Here is a 17,655-nt window from a genome sequence, read left to right as displayed (position 1 = left end):
ATTATATGTATAATAAATTTATTTAGCAAATACTCCCGGCTTTAATCCCAGGCGTGTAATAACATCAGCGCTTTTATCATAACGCGGATTAGCATACATCATAATTAATTCGCTGTTTTTGTCAAATATTATATCCAGGCTTTCGGCTTCGGCAACTGCTTGTACGGCTTTTGCCACTTTATCCTGTATAGGTTTCATTATCGAGCTGCTTTTTTGCTCCAGTTCTCCATCAGGGCCAAATTTTTGGCGTTGAAAATCCTTAGCTATCTTTTCTTTATCAACTATTTCTGCTTCGCGACGCTTTTTCATATCAGGGGCCATTAAAACCTGATCTGCCTGGTATGTTTTATATAAGCGGTCAATTTCCTGAAAACGGCCATCAACCTCTTTCTGCCATTGATCTGATAACGCACCTAATTGTTTTTGAGCAGATGCGTAATCGGGCATGTGTTTTAAAATATAATCAGAATCAACATAACCAAACCGCTGCGCAAACGAAGTAGTGATTGCTAAGAACGTAAAAGCCAGTGTGAAAATTATCTTTTTCATAATTTTTTCTTAATTAATTAAACCCACCACTTAAGCTTTGTGAGATCGAGAAACTGAACTGGCCCTTATTAGCCGACGGTATCCCCGGTATAGCATCAAAGCCATAACCATAATCTAAACCAAGTAAGCCAAAAATAGGTAAAAATACTCTGGCACCCACACCTGCTGATCTTCTTACGTTATAAGGATTAAATTGCGAGAATTGATTCCAAACGTTTCCACCTTCGGCAAAGGCCAGCATAAATATAGTAGCCGATGCACTGGTAATAACGGGGTGGCGAAGCTCAATTGTATATTTGTTATATATCGCACTGCCCGGATTGGTAGTAGTGTTATAATTTGTTCCTACCGGTACAATAGAAAAATTCTGATACCCTCTTAAACCAATTATATCACTACCCTGTAAAAACTGGTAGCTTTGCATACCGTCGCCACCCAGTTTAAATCTTTCAAACGGCGATCCCGGTACTTCAGAATTATATTCTCCCAAAAATCCAAACCTAACCTGTGTCATTAACACAAATTTACCTGCAAGATGTGTAAACCATTGGGCATCAAATTTCACCTTATAATATTCTACAAAATGGTAAAGCTGTTCCTGCGTAGGCGGCAGCTTGTAATTAATGTTGTTAAATAATGAATATGGTGGCGTGCCTTGCAGCGTAAATTTAATATTTGAACCTCCTGTAGGAAACACGGGCGACCCATCCAGCGAGTTGCGGGTAAGCTCTTGTGTTAGCTTAATATTATATGATGTTCCGTTAGAGAACAGATAGCCGGGGTAATTATCCAGATTATAATGATCAAAGTTTAATGAATAATTTAACTGGAAATGGTTATCGGGCCATTTTAAGTGTTTACCTAAAGTAACACCAACACCATTAATGCGCAGGTAATTATAATTAGGATCTGTTTTTGCATAATAATCGCCGGTTGAACTTAACTGTGTATAGGCAGAAAAAGCAAAATATATAGGTTTTTTGCCACCTAACCATGGTTCAGAAAAAGTGAACGAATAATTTTGATAAGAGTGACCGCTTGATTGCCCTCTTAAGCTTAACTTTTCGCCGTCGCCTTTTGGTAATGGCTTGTAATCTTTAAGATGAAAAATATTTTTTATAGAGAAATTATTAAAGGTAAGGCCAAGTGTTCCTACCAACTGTCCGCCACCGTAACCGCCGGAAAGCTCAACCTGATCTGATGGTTTCTCTACAACATTATAGATCAAATCAACAGTACCATCCTGCGAGTTTATATTAACCGGCTTAGGATCGGTTTTCTGATCATCAAAATTTCCTAACTGGCCAATTATACGGGTACTTTCTACCAGCAACGCTTTATTAAATTTCTGTCCCGGCAGCGTTTGCAATTCGCGCAAAACCACTTTGTCGTTGGTTACATCATTACCTTTAACAGTAACACGATTTATGGTATACTGCGGGCCTTCAAATATTCTTATATCCAGATCAACCGTATCATTATGTATGCGGGTTTGTACCGGATCAGCATTATAAGTTAAATAGCCATCGTTTAAATAAAGTGACGAAACATCATCGCTATTTTGGCCGCCGCCGCTCAATCTTTTATTTAGTGTTTCTTCACTAAAAACATCGCCTTTGCTAATACGTAATACTCTATTCAATATATCATTATTGTATTTAGCGTTGCCAGACCATTTAATGCTGCCAAAATAATATTTAGGCCCTTCGTAAACTTTAATTTTAACATCTACCGTTTCAAAGTCATGTTTGGTCACCGTATCGCTTATTAATGAAGCATCACGGTATCCTTTAGCCTGCATTTTTTCAATTAGGTTCTGTTTATCCTCTATATACTTATCATCTTTGAATTTTTTCGATCCAAATATGTTATAAAACTTGCGGGTTCGGGTTTTTGACAGGAACCCCTTTAAACTGGATTGCGAGAACGCCTTATTACCCTCAAATGTAACCGAGTTTATCATTACTTTTCTGCCTTTATTAACAGCAACATCAAGTATTAAACTATTCGCGTCACCCGGATCTGGTCTTTGTCTTATGTTTACCGTAGTATTTAAAAACCCTTTCTCATTAAAATGTTTCTTTATTATTGAGGTGGTTGTATTTAATAAATTGGCATTTACAATTTTACCGGTTTTATCAGCCAGCTTTTTATTTATATCCTCAATTTCTCCTTTACGTATGCCTGTTATGTGCAAACGTGATAAACGAGGCAACTCTTTTATAGCTATTTCCAGGTATACTGTATCTAAATTAATTTTAGTGATATTTAATTGTATATCATCAAATAAATTTTCCTTATACAGGTTTTTTATAACGGCGGCGTTAGCTTCGCCGGGTAAAGTGATCTTATCGCCTTTAACCAACTTAGATATTTGCAGCAACACATCTTTATCCAGATGTTGTGTGCCTGTAATAGTAATGCCCCCAATAATATACTCTTTAGGATTTAGATAGCTCAAAGTATCAGCAGATTTCCTGGTTAACATTGCAGGGTTTGGTCGAACCTGAGCTATGGCGCCAGCACTTATTACAGAGAAAAGAATAGCAAACAGAAATTTATTCATTCGGATATTTTAGTGGGCTAAAAATAATTTATACAGTTGTTAAAAAGTGTTAAAAGAAAAAATTTAGTTGACTTGCTCGCTTGTCATACCAAATCTGCGTTCGCGTTTTTGATAATCCAGTATGGCTTCATACAAATCTTCCTTACGAAAATCCGGCCATAACTTTGGTGTAAAATACAATTCGGCATAGGCAATTTGCCAAAGCAAATAATTACTTATGCGGAATTCTCCGCTTGTCCTGATCAATAATTCCGGATCAGGCATATCGCCGGTGTACAAGTTATTTTCAAAAAGTTCTTCGTCAATATCATTTATATTAATATCGCCACTTTGCACTTTAATGGCTATGTTTTTTGCAGCTTGTACAATTTCGCGCCGCGAGCTATAGCTTAATGCCAGCGTAAGCACAAGGCCGGTATTGCCTGATGTTGTTTTAATAGCGCTATTAAGCTCATCAAAACATCTTTTTGGTAGCATACTTAGATCGCCAATGGCGTTTAAACGCACATTTTTTTCCATAAAGTTTTTTATCTCTTTATGTATGGTGTTCACCATTAATTCCATAATGGCCATAACTTCAAGCTTTGGGCGATTCCAGTTTTCAGAAGAAAAAGTGTATAGGGTAAGATATTTAATACTCAGGTCTACCGCACCTTCAACCACGTCCCTTACAGAAAGCACACCGCTATGATGACCAAATACTCTCAATTTGCCTTTATCTTTAGCCCACCTGCCATTACCATCCATTATAATGGCTATGTGCTGCGGTAACTTTAACAAATCAATCTTATCCTTATAACTCATTTCCTTTTACCCATCAATAAGCCTTAATAAGCTTATAAGCGTACTTTTTTATCAAAAACTATTAGTTAATAACACGCCCGATAATTATGCTTTTGGTAAATAATGCCCAATTTTTCAGGTGACAAAGGTAAAACTTCCTTTGTATTTTTTTAGTATGCTGATGAAAAGAAAGTTTGCGCCTAAAATTGGCGGTTTTGATTTTTCATTTGCTATTGCTTTGTCGTTCTTTTACTTATCACAAAACTGCCACGTTAGTAATGAAATAAACTAACGAGCCTTGCTTAAAAATAACATTTTGGGGTAATAAAAGTATATGATATAGAAAAGCCTACAAATAGGTAGGTATCATGCGGTCTTAAATCGCCGCGTTGTGTACCGGCATATCCGGTATAAATACCTGTTTTTTCTCCGGACCGATCAGACAGAGCCTTTGCCACCCCGGATAGGTTGCTTTTATCAGCATATAACCCACTTACATCATCCAAATAATCTGTAAAAGTAACGCGGTAACCCAAATCAGCTATTAAACTTAACCTGCCTGCAACATTATACTTAATACCAACGCCAAAAGGCGCAACTATGGTGGAGTTTGGATAGGGTGTGCTTTGCCCTTCGGTGGTTAAGGGCCGCAGATCATATGTTTTACCCTGGTAATTAGCCTGCGGATTATAACCTGTATAGCCTATACCTGCATAAATAAAGGGTGTATATATATCATGACTAACCGATGGTATGTATTTCATAAAATTAAATTCGCCGGTTAAGCTTATCTCATTTAGCCGTGTAGTAAAGCTAAGGTTACGATCACGTTGCTGCTGATTGCCTGAGGTGCTATCGGCAGCGCTGATTTTGCCATAAGTATATCCGGCCTTTATTGACACATAGCCATTAATGTTGCGCTTTATAAAGCCGCCTGCCGCTATGCCTGAAATTTTAAGCGGGTTATTCGGGTTCAGATCGCCCATATAGCCTGAGCCGCCCGCAAACCCACCCACTTCCCAGGATTGTGCCCGTGCGTTATAGCAAAATAATATCAAAAATATAATTGCTAAATATTTAGCCATCCATCAAAATTTAATAATTGCGTGCATCAAGGCCCCACAATAATTTGTTTCTTAACGTGGATAAATAGCTTTCATTACTTAACCGCACCAGATTTAATTCAAAATCAGCCTTATGTACCTCGAATTTTATAGGTTTATCAATTACAACTGTTCTTGAATCGCAGGATAGTAAATAATTAGAGCTGCGGAATTCTACTTCGAAAGATAACTTACAAGTATCGGGCAATACAATTGGCCGTACGTTTAAGTTATGAGGAGAAACCGGTGTAACCACTATGCTATTTGATTCCGGAAAAATAATTGGTCCGCCGCAACTTAATGAATAAGCTGTTGAGCCCGTTGCAGTTGCTATAATGATACCATCGCCCCAGTACGAATTTAAAAATTCGCCATCTAAAAACATGTGGGTAGTTATCATTGCCGAATCATCCCGCTTATGAATAGTGATATCATTTAAGGCAAAATTATCCTTGCCCAGAATATTAAGTTCAGAATCAACACTTAATAATCCCCGGCTATCAAGCGTAAACTGATTGTTTACAACCGCGTATATGGCTGCGGCAATGTCGCTTTTATTTACACTTGCCAAAAAGCCCAACCTGCCAAAATTAATACCTATTACCGGAACGCCCGAATCGCTTATAACGCTTACCATATCCAGCAAGGTACCATCGCCGCCAAGTGTGATAAACACATCAATAAAGCCTTTTATTTGTTCGCCCTCATTAAGCACATGATAGGCTACTGTGTTTATTTTACCTGATAAATAGTTATTTAGCTGGTGATGAACATAAATATCTACACCATGTTGCGACAAATTATCAAATACGTGTTGTATAAAGGGAAGTACCGCCTGGTCATTAAATTGTCTGCCGTATACTGCTATTCTCATGGGTTAGTTTATAGTCCATGGACCATAGTCGATGGTCAATAGTTTTTTGTGTTATGATAAAATAGTCTATAGACCATAGTCGATGGTCTATAGTTTTTTGTATTATAATAAATGCTATGGTCTATGGTCTATTGACTATGAACCTATAAATTTAAGTAATTCATTAATGAATCATACCTATCCATTGCTCCGTTATTATTGTTGCTATGGTTAAAGGTGGCTTTTACGTTGTACTCATAACGCAAAAAGGTTGCAATTATATTAGAGATATCCTGCTTGTTTACTTTTAGTGTAACCTCCATCCGGGTTGAATCAGGAAAGGTACGAACATACGAACTCAATATCTGCGCATTGTCAGACTCAACAATTTGCGCCATGTGCGCCAGCGAGTTATTTTTATTATCGATATCCAACATAATTATACCACCGGGCTGTGAAACCGATGTTATAGTTGCAAAATATTCATTCATGGCATTAATGGATATAAGGCCAAGGTAGTTCTTTTTGATATCAAGCACGGGTACAACGGTTAACTGCTGCTCATAAAACAGGCGGATAACATCATATATATGCTGGTCTTCGCGCACGTATGGGTTAACCAATGATAGTGCCAGGGCCCCAATTGGTGTTTGGGCATCAACCTCGGGTAAAATATCGTTTTCTGATAGCAGCCCCAAAAACTGTTCTTCGTTTACAATTGGCAGATGGCGCACGCGAAACTCAACCATGCGGTCCAACACTTTCTGCACGCTATCAGAAGTATGTACCGGTGGTATGGCATTAGCTATCAGTTCAACTGCAAACATATTATGTTTTTATTTTGTCTAAAAACCCTTTTAACAACCGGTTAAATTCGTGCGGATGTTCCATCATTGGTGCATGCCCGCATTTATCAATCCAGTGTAATTCAGAGTCGGGCAGCAACTGATGAAACTCATCAGCAACTTCCGGCGGTGTAATTTTATCGTTTTTACCCCATATTAATGATACCGGGACACGTATTTTATTCAGGTCCTTTTTCATGTTATGGCGTATGGCCGATTTTGCCATAGCTAATAACCTTATTACACTATGGCGGTCATTAACTAATTTATAAACTTCGTCAATTAATTCGGGCGAAGCAATTTTAGGGTCATAAAATGTGTATTCTACCTTTTCTTTTACAAACTCAATACTTTCGCGGCGCGGAAAAGATCCGCCAAAAGCATTTTCGTATAAACCCGAACTTCCGGTTAATACTAAAGCTTTTACCTTTTCGGCATGTGCAAGTACATATATTAAACCAACATGCCCGCCTAACGAGTTACCCAGTAAAACAACATTTTCTAACTTTTTAAACTTTATAAATTTATGTACATGTTTTGATAAAGTTTTTACCCCCGTAGTTATTACAGGCAAATCATATACCGGCAGCATAGGTAAAATTACCCTGTACTTTTTGCTAAATTCTTCAATAACCACTTCCCAGTTACTTAATCCGCCCATTAAACCGTGCAGCAACAACAGCACTTCGCCCTCGCCCTCATCGATGTAACTAAAACCACGTTCCTCTTTAAGCACGAAACCCATATATAAATTTGTAATGTTTAAGTTTTAAAAATAGTTTATTGCGGCTTACCTGCAACAATTATATCAAATAAATTATCCTAACAATTGTTTTACAACCTCTGATATTGTTTTGCCATCTGCCTGCCCGGCAAGTTCTTTATTAGCCATACCCATTACACGGCCCATATCCTGTATTGATGTAGCACCAATCCTGGCTATTACCTCTTGTATAAAACCTTCAATTTCAAACCTGCTCATTTGTTGCGGCAAATAGGGTTCAATAACCTCCATTTCGGCAATTTCTATCTGGTAAAGATCATCACGATTTTGGGCTTTATAAATATCTGCAGATTCTTTGCGCTGTTTTACCAATTTCTGCAACACCTTAATCTCCGCTTCAGGGGTTAACTCTTCTGCTGCTCCTTTTTCTGTTTTTGCAACCAGCAATGCAGATTTTATTGCACGCAGCCCGCGTAAACGGTCTGCCTGCTTGGCCAGCATAGCCAATTTTATATCCTGATCTATTAGTGTTATTAATGACATCTTTTTTAATTAGTGAATTATGGAATGAGTGATTGAGTGAATGATTTTATTTGCAAATCTGTACTTATCATTTTTATCCCGGATTAGTAAAAAGCTTAGTTCTTTGATTTATTCATTTACACATATGCATATCCGCACATTTACATATCCTCATTACTTTCTAAAAATTACTGTAGCGCTAGCCTGCGCGGTTGGCATAATGGTTAGCTCATTAATGTTAACATGCGCCGGGCGGGTTACCACAAACCATATACTTTCGGCAATATCCGCGGCTACCAATGGCTCAAAACCGTCATAAACCTTTTTTGCGCGCTCCTTATCGCCATGAAACCTAACTTCCGAAAACTCAGTTTCGGCAGCTCCGGGATGCACCGCGGTAACTTTAATACCGTGCGATACCAGGTCAATACGCATGCCTTTGTTCAACGCGTCAACCGCGTGTTTGGTTGCACAATATACATTACCATTAGGGTAAACTTCTTTACCGGCTATTGATCCTATATTTACAATATGGCCCGTGCCATTAGTTATCATCCAGTTTGATACTACTTTGCTAACATATAGCAGGCCTTTAACGTTGGTATCTATCATGGTGTCCCAATCATCCAGGCTGCCATTTTGTATAGGGTCAAGCCCCTGGCTAAGGCCGGCATTATTTATCAGCACGTTAACCTTTTTCCATTTTTCAGGCAAATTATTCAGGTTAGTAATTACCTGCTCGCGGTCGCGCACATCAAACGCGCAAACTGCTACCTCTGTATTATACTTTTTATTAAGATGCGCTGCCAGTTTCTCCAACCTGTCAAGCCGCCTGCCGGTAAGTATCAGGTTATAATTTTCGCGTGCAAACAAATTGGCACAGGCCTCGCCAATTCCTGCTGTGGCCCCGGTAATTAATGCAATTTTAGCCATAAACATAATATAAAATCTACTGCGAAATTATACTTTTTCGTTGGGAATTAGAGGTTTTTCTGTATTAAAAGAAAGTAAATAGGTTAAGTCTTTATATCAGGGTGCACCTGCCGGGTCAGGCAGATTGAAGAATTTTTAAAAACTGGTCTATCGTGATTGTGGTAACTGAAGGAAAAGGAATATCTTTCAGTATATCAAAATGCTTATCCTCCGTAACAATATATGTAGCCTGTCCGGCAATAGCACAATCACAATATTTATTATCATCAGGATCCATTATTATCAATTTCCATTGATAATGAGTGCGCATATAAAATACATTTGGCAATTCATTTAGTAACGTAATAAATGTTTGCGCTGTTGTAATGCTATATTTTCTCTGTACTATTTCCTCGTATTCCAACAAAATATCTCCGGTTACAGCCAGGTTGAATTTACCACTAATCAAAGATTGATAAATAAAGTGATACGGTGACGCGGATGTAAGACACATAACAAAAATATTGCAGTCTATTACAACAGTCATTTGTTAAGCTGTTTTCCGAAAATGTTCCTGTTTCCATTTTTCAAAAATGGCAGAAGTATAACCTTTTTCATGAAATGCATTATCGGCTTCTAAGGTTACTTTATTAGCCAGATATGCAATAAGTAATGACCTGATCTCCTGAAGCTCTTCTTCCGGCTGATCATTCCTAAACAATTTCAGAATCTCCAATTGAGTATTATTGAGTGCAACTGGCATATAATGTTTTTATCAAATATAAACAAAATTAAACAATTCCTATTCCACTGAGCCCGTATATTCAGTTTCTCAATTTAATTAAGTTGGTTCACCTCTACTCAAAATACAGCGTAAACATCAGTGTATGCAATAATAATTTACTTATCGGGTTAGCAAACGCGCTATTTTCATGCAGCAATACATCTCCGAATGAGTTTGATAACTTTATCTCGGGCGATAGCTTAAAAAACTCGAAATAAATATCACATCCTATGCCCACCTCGTACGAGGCAAAACCACTCGCGTTTCTAACCACCTTATCCAGTTGTGCTACGTTAGCATTAGGGTTTGATTTTGAACCAATGTTTTGCGAATATTTTACGCCACCCGTAATGTAGGCCCTAAAATCGCCTAAACGGTCTGACTTTAGTTTTAATGATATGGGTACATCTATCATGGTAGACTGCACCGCCTTGGTTGTATTTAACGAAGATGTATTATATACATAAGTAATGCTACGGTCGGCAAAAATCAATGATGGGGCTATCCTGGCTTCCAAATGATCGGTAATACTATAGCGCGAAAGGAAGCCAACCGCAAACCCCTGCGCGTTGGGCGAATTGATACTTCTTAAAGAGTCGGTTACTTTAGTGCCTTCGTTATCAATAAAAGGCTTGCGCCAGTCTGGATTTTTATCAATTTTATAATAACTGCTTATATAACTAAAAGTAAAGCCAAAGCTTTGGTCCTCTTGGTCGGCACCGCCGCCCCATGCCGGTACAGATTGCGCAAACAGGCAATTACAGCAAAAAAAGAATAATACAATTAGCTGGTATCGCAGTTTATTCATTTAACGCCTGTATATGCAGTTTATCATTTAACGCCTGTATATATTGAACAGATACCAAACGCTAAAGGCCTGCATTTGGTATGTTTAAAGCCCACCCTATCCATTAAGGCAATAAAGTCTTTCCCATCCGGAAAAGCAGCTACCGACTCGGGCAAATAAGAGTAAGCTCTTGAATCTTTAGAAAAAAGCTTGCCAATACCGGGGGTTATATAATTAAAGTAAAACTTATATAACTGTTTTACCGGGAAAACTTTGGGTTTAGAAAACTCAAGCACCACGGCTTTACCCCCCGGTTTTAAAACACGGTTAATATCGGCAAGGCCCAATTCTAAATTTTCAAAATTACGCACACCGTAAGCAACGGTTACCGCGTCAAACCCATCGGCTTCAAAAGGCAGTTTTTCAGAGTCGCCCAGTTTAACTTCAAATTTATCGCCTAAATTACGCTTAGCTATTTTTTGTTTGGCGATGTCAAGCATCCCCTGCGAAATATCAACGCCAATAATTTTTTCGGGTTTTAGTATGGATAAGGCCTCGAAAGCAAAATCGCCGGTACCGGTAGCTACATCCAGTATCAGTTTAGGCTGATCTTTCTTTAACTCATTGATAGCCTTTTTTCGCCAGATAATATCAATACCCAACGACATGAAATGGTTCAGGAAATCATATGTTTTTGATATATTGTTAAACATATCGGCCACCTGCTCTTTCTTGGTGCCCTGGTTATTGTGGTACGGGGTGATGGTTTTGCTCATATTGTAAGGGCAAAGATAATTTATTTGTATGAACCATTGATTAAGTTGATAGTTTGATTAAGGCAAACGGATTAAAATAAAAACCACCACCCCAACCCTCTTTACCGCTTGCGGACGAGAGGGTGATCGAGTGACTTAGCGATGATCGGGTGAGTACTAATAAAGCGACATTAACGCCAATGCACGGCGGCGATTCTCTCTTCGCTGCGCGGAAAGAGGGCTAAGAAAATTAACGTGTTTGCCCTTATAGTTTGACTGCGCTATAAGTGGTCACTACAACTCCTTCACCAACCAAATGGTACAGGCAAAATGCCCGGAGTTACCCAACGGCTGATCTATTCTTATACAACCCATTCCCTCATACATACTTACCGCTTTAGCAAATTGAGGAAAAGATTCCAGGTACAAGTGGGTATACCCTAATCCTGTAGCTGCCTCAAAACATTTTTCCATCAGTATTTTACCAATGCCTTTGCCGCGGGTAGCTGCTGATAAGTAAAGCTTCACTAATTCGGCATAACCATTGGGCAAACCTTCTGTAGGGAAAACTCCGCAACCGCCTAATAATACACCATTCTCTTCGGCTACAAAATAGCAACTGCCGGGTGTATCGTTAAATAATTCAAATAAATGATCGGTTTGATCGTCTGAATAAACCGAGCCCTCCTTAGGCGCGTCAAATTCTTCAAAAACGTCGCGGATAATACGGGCCAGTTCAACATTATCTTTAAATTGAACTGGTCTTAAAAAAGCTGTCATAATTTGACAAAGATAATTATTTGGCCAACGCCAATAATCCTTCAATATCCAACCTGCGGGTATACATGGTTAAATCGCCATTTTCATCTTTCGGCCATTCCTCGCGGGGACGATCCCAGTATAGTTCAACACCGTTGCGGTCCGGGTCATCCAAATAAATAGCTTCTGACACGCCGTGGTCCGACGCGCCGGTTATTTCATATTTGGCATCTATCAATCGTTGCAAAATTACGGCAAGGTCCTTGCGTTCATGGTATAATATAGCGATATGGAACAATCCGGGCGCATACTCGGGCGCTGGCGGCGCGCCCTTGCTTTGCCAGGTATTTAGTCCGATATGATGATGGTAGCCCCCGGCTGATATAAATGCCGCCTGCTCGCCATACATAACCATTTTCTCGAAACCCAGCAATCCGCAGTAAAAATCTAATGATTTTTGTATATCGCTCACCTTTAAATGCACATGCCCTATGCGGGTTTGCGCGGGTATTTTATAATCGCTCATTTACGAAATTAGTAATTAGAGATTAGTTAATTGGAGATTAGGCTGGTTAAAATTATAATAGAACTGTCAAAAGAGACGGGTCACTTAACATTATGTTTCTTTAATCTTTAATAACCAATCTCTAATCAACTAATCTCTAATCACTATCTTTGCCCCCATGATCATAAAATCAGCCGAATTTATTTGCAGCAACACCCAAATTTCAAAGCTTCCGCCACCGGTAAAGCCCGAGTATGCTTTTATTGGCCGCTCTAATGTGGGTAAATCTTCGTTAATAAATATGCTGGTGGCTAAAAAAGGATTGGCTAAAACATCGCAAACACCAGGTAAAACCCAGCTGATAAACCATTTTTTGGTAAACGATAACTGGTATATTGTGGATCTGCCCGGCTATGGTTATGCACGCGCGTCAAAAACCAAAAAAGCCGACTGGAACAAGTTTATACAACAATATTTAGATAAGCGCGAAAGTCTGCAATGCGTAATGGTACTGATAGACAGCCGCCTCGAACCACAAAAAATAGACCTGGAATTTTGTAACTGGCTGGGCGAAAAGGGCCTGTCGTTTGTGTTGGTATTTACTAAGGCCGATAAACAATCGGGCGTAAAAACAGATCAAAATGTTGCGAAATTTAAAAAAGCATTAGGAGAAACATTTGAAGAAATACCACAATACTTTATCACATCCGCCGAGCTGCACAGCGGCCGCGATGAAATATTAGGGTTTGTTGGAGGGATAAATCAGACGTTTGAGGTGCCTGAATTTAAAGCCTTTGATTAACAAAAACAACAAAGCGCTGTATGATTACTCTTCCTTTTTCTTTATAAAAAACCCATCCTGCAAATCATCTATCTCGCGCCTGTCCCTTTTGGTGGGGCGACCCGTGCCCCTGTCGCGTTTTAATACCGGGGCGTGAAACATAGATTTAAATGCCGGTGTTTGCTCAACCGGGGTAATATCTTCATAATAGCCAACGGCGGTTTTTGCATCTGTACGGCTTTCTAACAAACCGGTTACCCTGATAATTTTACGATCAGGGCCCTTTGATACCTGGTAGGTTTCGCCCAGCTTAACCTCGTGCGATGGTTTGATGTTGTTACCCTCCAGCTTTACGCGCCCCGCCTTGCAGGCATCAGATGCCAGCGTACGCGTTTTAAACAGGCGTATGGACCACAGGTATTTATCTATTCGAAGTTTTTCTTTTTCGGGCATGGTAATCTTCAGCAAAAATAAAAATGATTTCTCAAATAGCATCAGTATTTACATCCACATTATCCTTATACAAACAAATCTCCCTAAAATTCCTTTAATTTGTCGAAAGTTTAAATTTATCAATGCAAGACCTACAAAAATTAATTGAACAGGCCTGGGAAGACAGGAACCTGTTAGCTTATAACGAATATACTGATGCCATTGAAACCGTTGTTGAACGACTTGACAAAGGCGAAATACGCGTTGCCGAACTAATTGGCACCCGCTGGCACACTAACGACTGGATAAAGAAAGCGGTAATATTATATTTCCCTATCCGTACCATGGAAGAGATAAAGGTTGGGCCTTTTGTATTTCATGATAAAATGAAATTAAAAACCGACTATAAGGCAACCGGCGTACGTGTTGTGCCTCATGCTGTGGCACGTTATGGCGCATACATAGCAAAGGGAGTTATTCTGATGCCAAGCTATGTAAACATAGGCGCTTATGTTGATGAAGGCACTATGGTTGATACTTGGGCAACTGTAGGTTCATGCGCGCAAATTGGCAAGCATGTTCACCTGAGTGGTGGCGTAGGTATTGGCGGTGTTTTAGAACCCGTACAAGCTGCTCCGGTTATTATAGAAGATAATTGCTTTTTAGGCTCAAGAGCCATAGTGGTAGAAGGTGTGCATTTAGAAACTGAAGTAGTTTTAGGTGCAAACGTAGTTTTAACCGCATCTACCAAAATAATTGACGTTACAGGCAGCAGCCCGGTTGAGTATAAGGGCCGCGTACCGGCACGTTCGGTTGTTATTCCGGGTTCATACACTAAAAAATTCCCTGCCGGTGATTTCCAGGTTCCTTGTGCTTTAATTATTGGCAAACGCAAAGAATCAACCGATAAAAAGACATCGTTAAATGATGCCTTGAGGGAAAACAATGTGGCTGTTTAGAATTTAGAGATTAGAGGTTAAATATTAGAGATTAGTTAAGCATAGTTTGCAGCACTTACTTCTAATGCATTGCATCTAATCTCTAATCTTTAATCTCTAATCTCTGATAATGAAGATATTAATAAGGCTGCCCAACTGGCTTGGCGATGTAGTTATGAGTACGGCTTTCATCACCACGGTTAAGCAGCTTTATCCCTCTGCGCAAATTGATGTTATTATTAAAAAAGAGCTTAGCTCCATTGCATCACTAATACCAGGGTTAACCCAAATTCACATCTTTTCAAAACAGGAATATAAGGGGCTTGGCGGTGTTTATCGTTTTGGCAAAACCCTGCGTACCGAAAACTACGACCTGTTCTTTACTCTGCCCGATTCGCTTTCATCAGCCGTAATGGGCAAAGCTACTGGGGCCAAACAGCGTGTTGGCTTCAGTAAAGAAGGCGGTTTCTTTTTGCTGACCAAAGTTTGCAAAAGGCCATTAAGCGCGCACCGGGTTGATGAATACCTTGCCATATTAGAGCAGTTTACCGGAAAACCAATTACACACAAACAAGTAAAACTGCATACTGGTGTAGCACAACCTAATAATTTGGTGCTGGTAAACTTTAACTCGGAAGCGGAATCACGAAGGATGCCTTTGGATAAAGGAAAAGCTTTGCTGAATTTATTAACCAACACTTTTGCGGATAAAAACTTTGGGTTGATAGGCTCGCCAAAGGACGCGGTTTTTATAGAGCAGATTTTGGATGGCGCCGCAAACGTTGACAGGGTAGCAAACTATACCGGCAAAACAACGCTGGCCACGTTAAGTAATTTAATGGCTGGCGCAAAAGTTTTGCTGACTACAGATTCGGGTCCGGCGCATTTAGGTAATAGTTTGGGCATACCTGTTATAGCGTTATTTGGCGCAGGTAATGAATATAATACAGCGCCTTACAACAAAGAAAAATTAACCGTACTACGAGCGGGGCAGTTAAATTGCGAACCCTGTGTACGCAATGAATGTAAACTGTATGGCATACCCAAGTGTATGGAACTATTAGATGAACAAAGAATTATTAACGCGTTGAGCTTATATTTAAACCATGCTTAGAGACGAAGTAGCTAAAGCTTTTAAAGTTGTGCAGGATGGCGGTATTATCCTTTACCCTACTGATACCATTTGGGGTATAGGCTGCGATGCTGCAAATACCGAAGCCGTACAAAAAATATATCGCCTTAAACAACGCGACGAAGCTAAAAGCATGATTATTTTGCTGGATACGGATAATAAGCTGGCAAGCTACGTGCTGGAGGTACCCGAACTGGCTTATAGCCTTATAGAGTACGCCGAAAACCCGCTAACACTAATAATTCCCGGTGCGCGGAATATCTCGCCTGCTTTAATAGCGGGCGATGGCAGCATAGGTATCAGGGTATCAAATCATCCTTTTTGCCAGGGATTAATACAACGATTGCGGAAGCCATTAGTATCTACATCAGCCAATATCAGCGGCAAGCCATCGCCCCAATACTTTTCGCAGATAGACCAGGAGATAATTGATGGTGTTGATTATGTGGTTGATGTGGACCAGCACAGTATGGAAATAAAAAATCCATCAACTATTATGAAGCTGTCGCCTAACGGGCAATTCGAGTTTATACGCCGTTAAATAACACGGTGGCGATGATTGTTTCATTTTGTTTCATCACCGCTAAAATCATCGATTTGTAATTGTTTGATTATCAATTAAAAACATCAACACCACGTGTAATTTTACTGACGAATAAGTTGTTACATTTTGTTTCATCACTTTTTAGCAACAACCTCATAAACAATACTTTAAGTCAAAATCTTGTTTCACTTGTTTCATTTTGTTTCACCCCACGGTGAAACAAGCGGCATATTTCTGTAATTTTGCCCGTCCTTAAAGGATACATAATGAAGGCACATTTAAAACATCACGTATTTACCGTTATATCGCAGCTTGCAGGCCAGCAAAACTTGCCTGTATATGCCATTGGCGGTTTTGTGCGCGATATCTTTTTAGAGCGACCATCAAAAGATATAGACATAGTAATTATTGGCAACGGCATTGTCTTTGCCGAAGCTGTAGCTGCAAAATTAAAAGTAAAGCTGGCCGTGTTTAAAAACTTCGGCACGGCCTCGTTAAAATATCAGGACCTTGAGGTTGAATTTGTTGGCGCGCGTAAAGAATCCTACCGTTTAAATTCGCGCAAGCCAATTGTAGAGAACGGCACTTTAGAAGACGACCAGAAACGCCGCGATTTTACCATCAATGCTTTAGCTATTTCCTTGCATCCGGATGCGTTTGGACAGCTAACAGATCCCTTTAACGGAATAAAGGATCTGGAAGCAAAACTTATCCGTACACCGCTCGACCCTATCGAGACTTTCTCTGATGATCCATTAAGGATGATGCGGGCCATCAGGTTTGCATCGCAGTTGAATTTTAAAATTGATACTATCGCTGTAGATGCGATAAAAAATAATGTTGATCGTATTAGCATTGTATCACAAGAACGCGTTACCGACGAACTGAATAAGATCATATTATCGCCAAAACCGTCTATCGGTTTTAATTATTTGTTTGATACCGGACTGTTGCATAAAATATTCCCGCAGATGGTAGCACTTTATGGTGTTGATTATATTGATGGTAAAGGACATAAAGACAATTTTTACCATACCTTGCAGGTATTGGATAATATTTGCGAAACGACTGATGACCTTTGGCTACGCTGGGCCGCAATACTGCATGACATTGCCAAACCTGCCACCAAACGCTTTGAAGCCGGCCATGGCTGGACGTTTCATGGCCATGAGGACCGGGGCGCACGCATGGTGCCTAAAATATTTGCCCAGCTAAAACTGCCGCTGAATGAAAAAATGAAACTGGTGCAAAAACTGGTTCAGTTGCATTTGCGGCCAATAGTATTGTCGCAATCTATTGTAACAGACTCGGCAGTGCGCAGGTTATTATTTGAGGCCGGCGATGATATTGAAGAACTAATGCTGTTGTGTAAAGCAGACAT

The 17,655-nt window shown here is 39.6% G+C and carries 21 protein-coding genes; 5 read left to right on the top strand and 16 right to left on the bottom strand.

Annotated elements, in window-relative coordinates; translation table 11 throughout:
* Nucleotides 1–18: 18 nt before the first annotated feature.
* From JWP71_RS10990 to JWP71_RS10920, 15 genes are all read right to left on the bottom strand, one after another.
* Nucleotides 19–549 carry an OmpH family outer membrane protein gene (locus JWP71_RS10990; RefSeq protein WP_299499721.1) on the bottom strand — a complete coding sequence of 177 codons (531 nt, stop codon included), beginning with the start codon at nucleotides 547–549 and terminating at the stop codon, nucleotides 19–21.
* A 13-nt stretch (nucleotides 550–562) separates the two neighbouring features.
* Entirely contained in the window at nucleotides 563–3,115 is a 2,553-nt protein-coding gene (gene bamA, locus JWP71_RS10985; protein WP_299499720.1) for an outer membrane protein assembly factor BamA, read from the bottom strand.
* Between the two features lie 63 nt (nucleotides 3,116–3,178).
* Nucleotides 3,179–3,919: an isoprenyl transferase gene (locus JWP71_RS10980; RefSeq protein WP_299499718.1), complete on the bottom strand. Its 741-nt coding sequence runs from the start codon at nucleotides 3,917–3,919 to the stop codon at nucleotides 3,179–3,181.
* Between the two features lie 281 nt (nucleotides 3,920–4,200).
* A complete protein-coding gene (locus JWP71_RS10975) occupies nucleotides 4,201–4,983 on the bottom strand; it encodes a DUF6089 family protein (protein ID WP_299499716.1) in 783 nt (260 codons plus the stop codon).
* Nucleotides 4,984–4,993: 10 nt separating this feature from the next.
* Entirely contained in the window at nucleotides 4,994–5,875 is an 882-nt protein-coding gene (locus JWP71_RS10970; RefSeq protein WP_299499714.1) for an NAD kinase, read from the bottom strand.
* A gap of 143 nt (nucleotides 5,876–6,018) precedes the next feature.
* Nucleotides 6,019–6,681, bottom strand: coding sequence for a CBS domain-containing protein (locus JWP71_RS10965; RefSeq protein WP_299499712.1), 663 nt, complete (start codon nucleotides 6,679–6,681; stop codon nucleotides 6,019–6,021).
* A gap of 1 nt (nucleotide 6,682) precedes the next feature.
* A complete protein-coding gene (locus JWP71_RS10960) occupies nucleotides 6,683–7,444 on the bottom strand; it encodes an alpha/beta hydrolase (protein ID WP_299499710.1) in 762 nt (253 codons plus the stop codon).
* Between the two features lie 72 nt (nucleotides 7,445–7,516).
* Entirely contained in the window at nucleotides 7,517–7,966 is a 450-nt protein-coding gene (locus tag JWP71_RS10955; RefSeq protein WP_299499708.1) for a GatB/YqeY domain-containing protein, read from the bottom strand.
* A gap of 153 nt (nucleotides 7,967–8,119) precedes the next feature.
* On the bottom strand, nucleotides 8,120–8,878 hold the full coding sequence (locus tag JWP71_RS10950) for an SDR family oxidoreductase (RefSeq protein ID WP_299499704.1): 759 nt from the start codon (nucleotides 8,876–8,878) through the stop codon (nucleotides 8,120–8,122).
* Between the two features lie 115 nt (nucleotides 8,879–8,993).
* A complete protein-coding gene (locus JWP71_RS10945; protein WP_299499702.1) occupies nucleotides 8,994–9,404 on the bottom strand; it encodes a putative toxin-antitoxin system toxin component, PIN family in 411 nt (136 codons plus the stop codon).
* Nucleotides 9,405–9,407: 3 nt separating this feature from the next.
* Nucleotides 9,408–9,620 carry a hypothetical protein gene (locus tag JWP71_RS10940; RefSeq protein ID WP_299499699.1) on the bottom strand — a complete coding sequence of 71 codons (213 nt, stop codon included), beginning with the start codon at nucleotides 9,618–9,620 and terminating at the stop codon, nucleotides 9,408–9,410.
* Nucleotides 9,621–9,714: 94 nt separating this feature from the next.
* Nucleotides 9,715–10,449 (bottom strand): outer membrane beta-barrel protein, encoded by a 735-nt coding sequence (locus JWP71_RS10935; protein WP_299499697.1) that lies wholly within the window; start codon nucleotides 10,447–10,449, stop codon nucleotides 9,715–9,717.
* 23 nt (nucleotides 10,450–10,472) lie between these two features.
* Nucleotides 10,473–11,204, bottom strand: coding sequence for a bifunctional demethylmenaquinone methyltransferase/2-methoxy-6-polyprenyl-1,4-benzoquinol methylase UbiE (gene ubiE / locus JWP71_RS10930; RefSeq protein WP_299499694.1), 732 nt, complete (start codon nucleotides 11,202–11,204; stop codon nucleotides 10,473–10,475).
* Between the two features lie 273 nt (nucleotides 11,205–11,477).
* Nucleotides 11,478–11,963: a GNAT family N-acetyltransferase gene (locus tag JWP71_RS10925; protein WP_299499691.1), complete on the bottom strand. Its 486-nt coding sequence runs from the start codon at nucleotides 11,961–11,963 to the stop codon at nucleotides 11,478–11,480.
* A 16-nt stretch (nucleotides 11,964–11,979) separates the two neighbouring features.
* Complete coding sequence (locus JWP71_RS10920; RefSeq protein WP_299499688.1) at nucleotides 11,980–12,468, bottom strand: VOC family protein; 489 nt, start codon at nucleotides 12,466–12,468, stop codon at nucleotides 11,980–11,982.
* Nucleotides 12,469–12,625: 157 nt separating this feature from the next.
* Between JWP71_RS10920 and yihA the strand changes: the two genes are divergently transcribed.
* Nucleotides 12,626–13,249: a ribosome biogenesis GTP-binding protein YihA/YsxC gene (gene yihA / locus JWP71_RS10915; RefSeq protein WP_299499685.1), complete on the top strand. Its 624-nt coding sequence runs from the start codon at nucleotides 12,626–12,628 to the stop codon at nucleotides 13,247–13,249.
* 24 nt (nucleotides 13,250–13,273) lie between these two features.
* Here the strand turns inward: yihA and JWP71_RS10910 are convergent, their stop codons facing one another.
* Nucleotides 13,274–13,681, bottom strand: a complete 408-nt coding sequence (locus tag JWP71_RS10910) for an RNA-binding S4 domain-containing protein (protein ID WP_299499683.1) — start codon at nucleotides 13,679–13,681, stop codon at nucleotides 13,274–13,276.
* 122 nt (nucleotides 13,682–13,803) lie between these two features.
* On the opposite strand from JWP71_RS10910, the gene JWP71_RS10905 reads away from it, so the two are divergent.
* From JWP71_RS10905 to JWP71_RS10890, 4 genes are all read left to right on the top strand, one after another.
* Complete coding sequence (locus JWP71_RS10905; RefSeq protein WP_299499680.1) at nucleotides 13,804–14,619, top strand: 2,3,4,5-tetrahydropyridine-2,6-dicarboxylate N-succinyltransferase; 816 nt, start codon at nucleotides 13,804–13,806, stop codon at nucleotides 14,617–14,619.
* 109 nt (nucleotides 14,620–14,728) lie between these two features.
* A complete protein-coding gene (locus JWP71_RS10900; protein ID WP_299499678.1) occupies nucleotides 14,729–15,712 on the top strand; it encodes a glycosyltransferase family 9 protein in 984 nt (327 codons plus the stop codon).
* Nucleotides 15,705–16,271 carry an L-threonylcarbamoyladenylate synthase gene (locus JWP71_RS10895; protein WP_299499676.1) on the top strand — a complete coding sequence of 189 codons (567 nt, stop codon included), beginning with the start codon at nucleotides 15,705–15,707 and terminating at the stop codon, nucleotides 16,269–16,271. Before JWP71_RS10900 ends, JWP71_RS10895 begins: the two co-directional genes overlap by 8 nt.
* 269 nt (nucleotides 16,272–16,540) lie before the next feature.
* Nucleotides 16,541–17,655 (top strand): HD domain-containing protein (locus JWP71_RS10890; RefSeq protein WP_299499674.1); only part of this gene is annotated, 1,115 nt, incomplete at its 3' end.

The sequence above is a fragment of the Mucilaginibacter sp. genome (genome assembly GCF_028287845.1).
GTDB lineage: Bacteria > Bacteroidota > Bacteroidia > Sphingobacteriales > Sphingobacteriaceae > Mucilaginibacter.
This window is presented reverse-complemented; position numbering and strand designations above follow the sequence as displayed.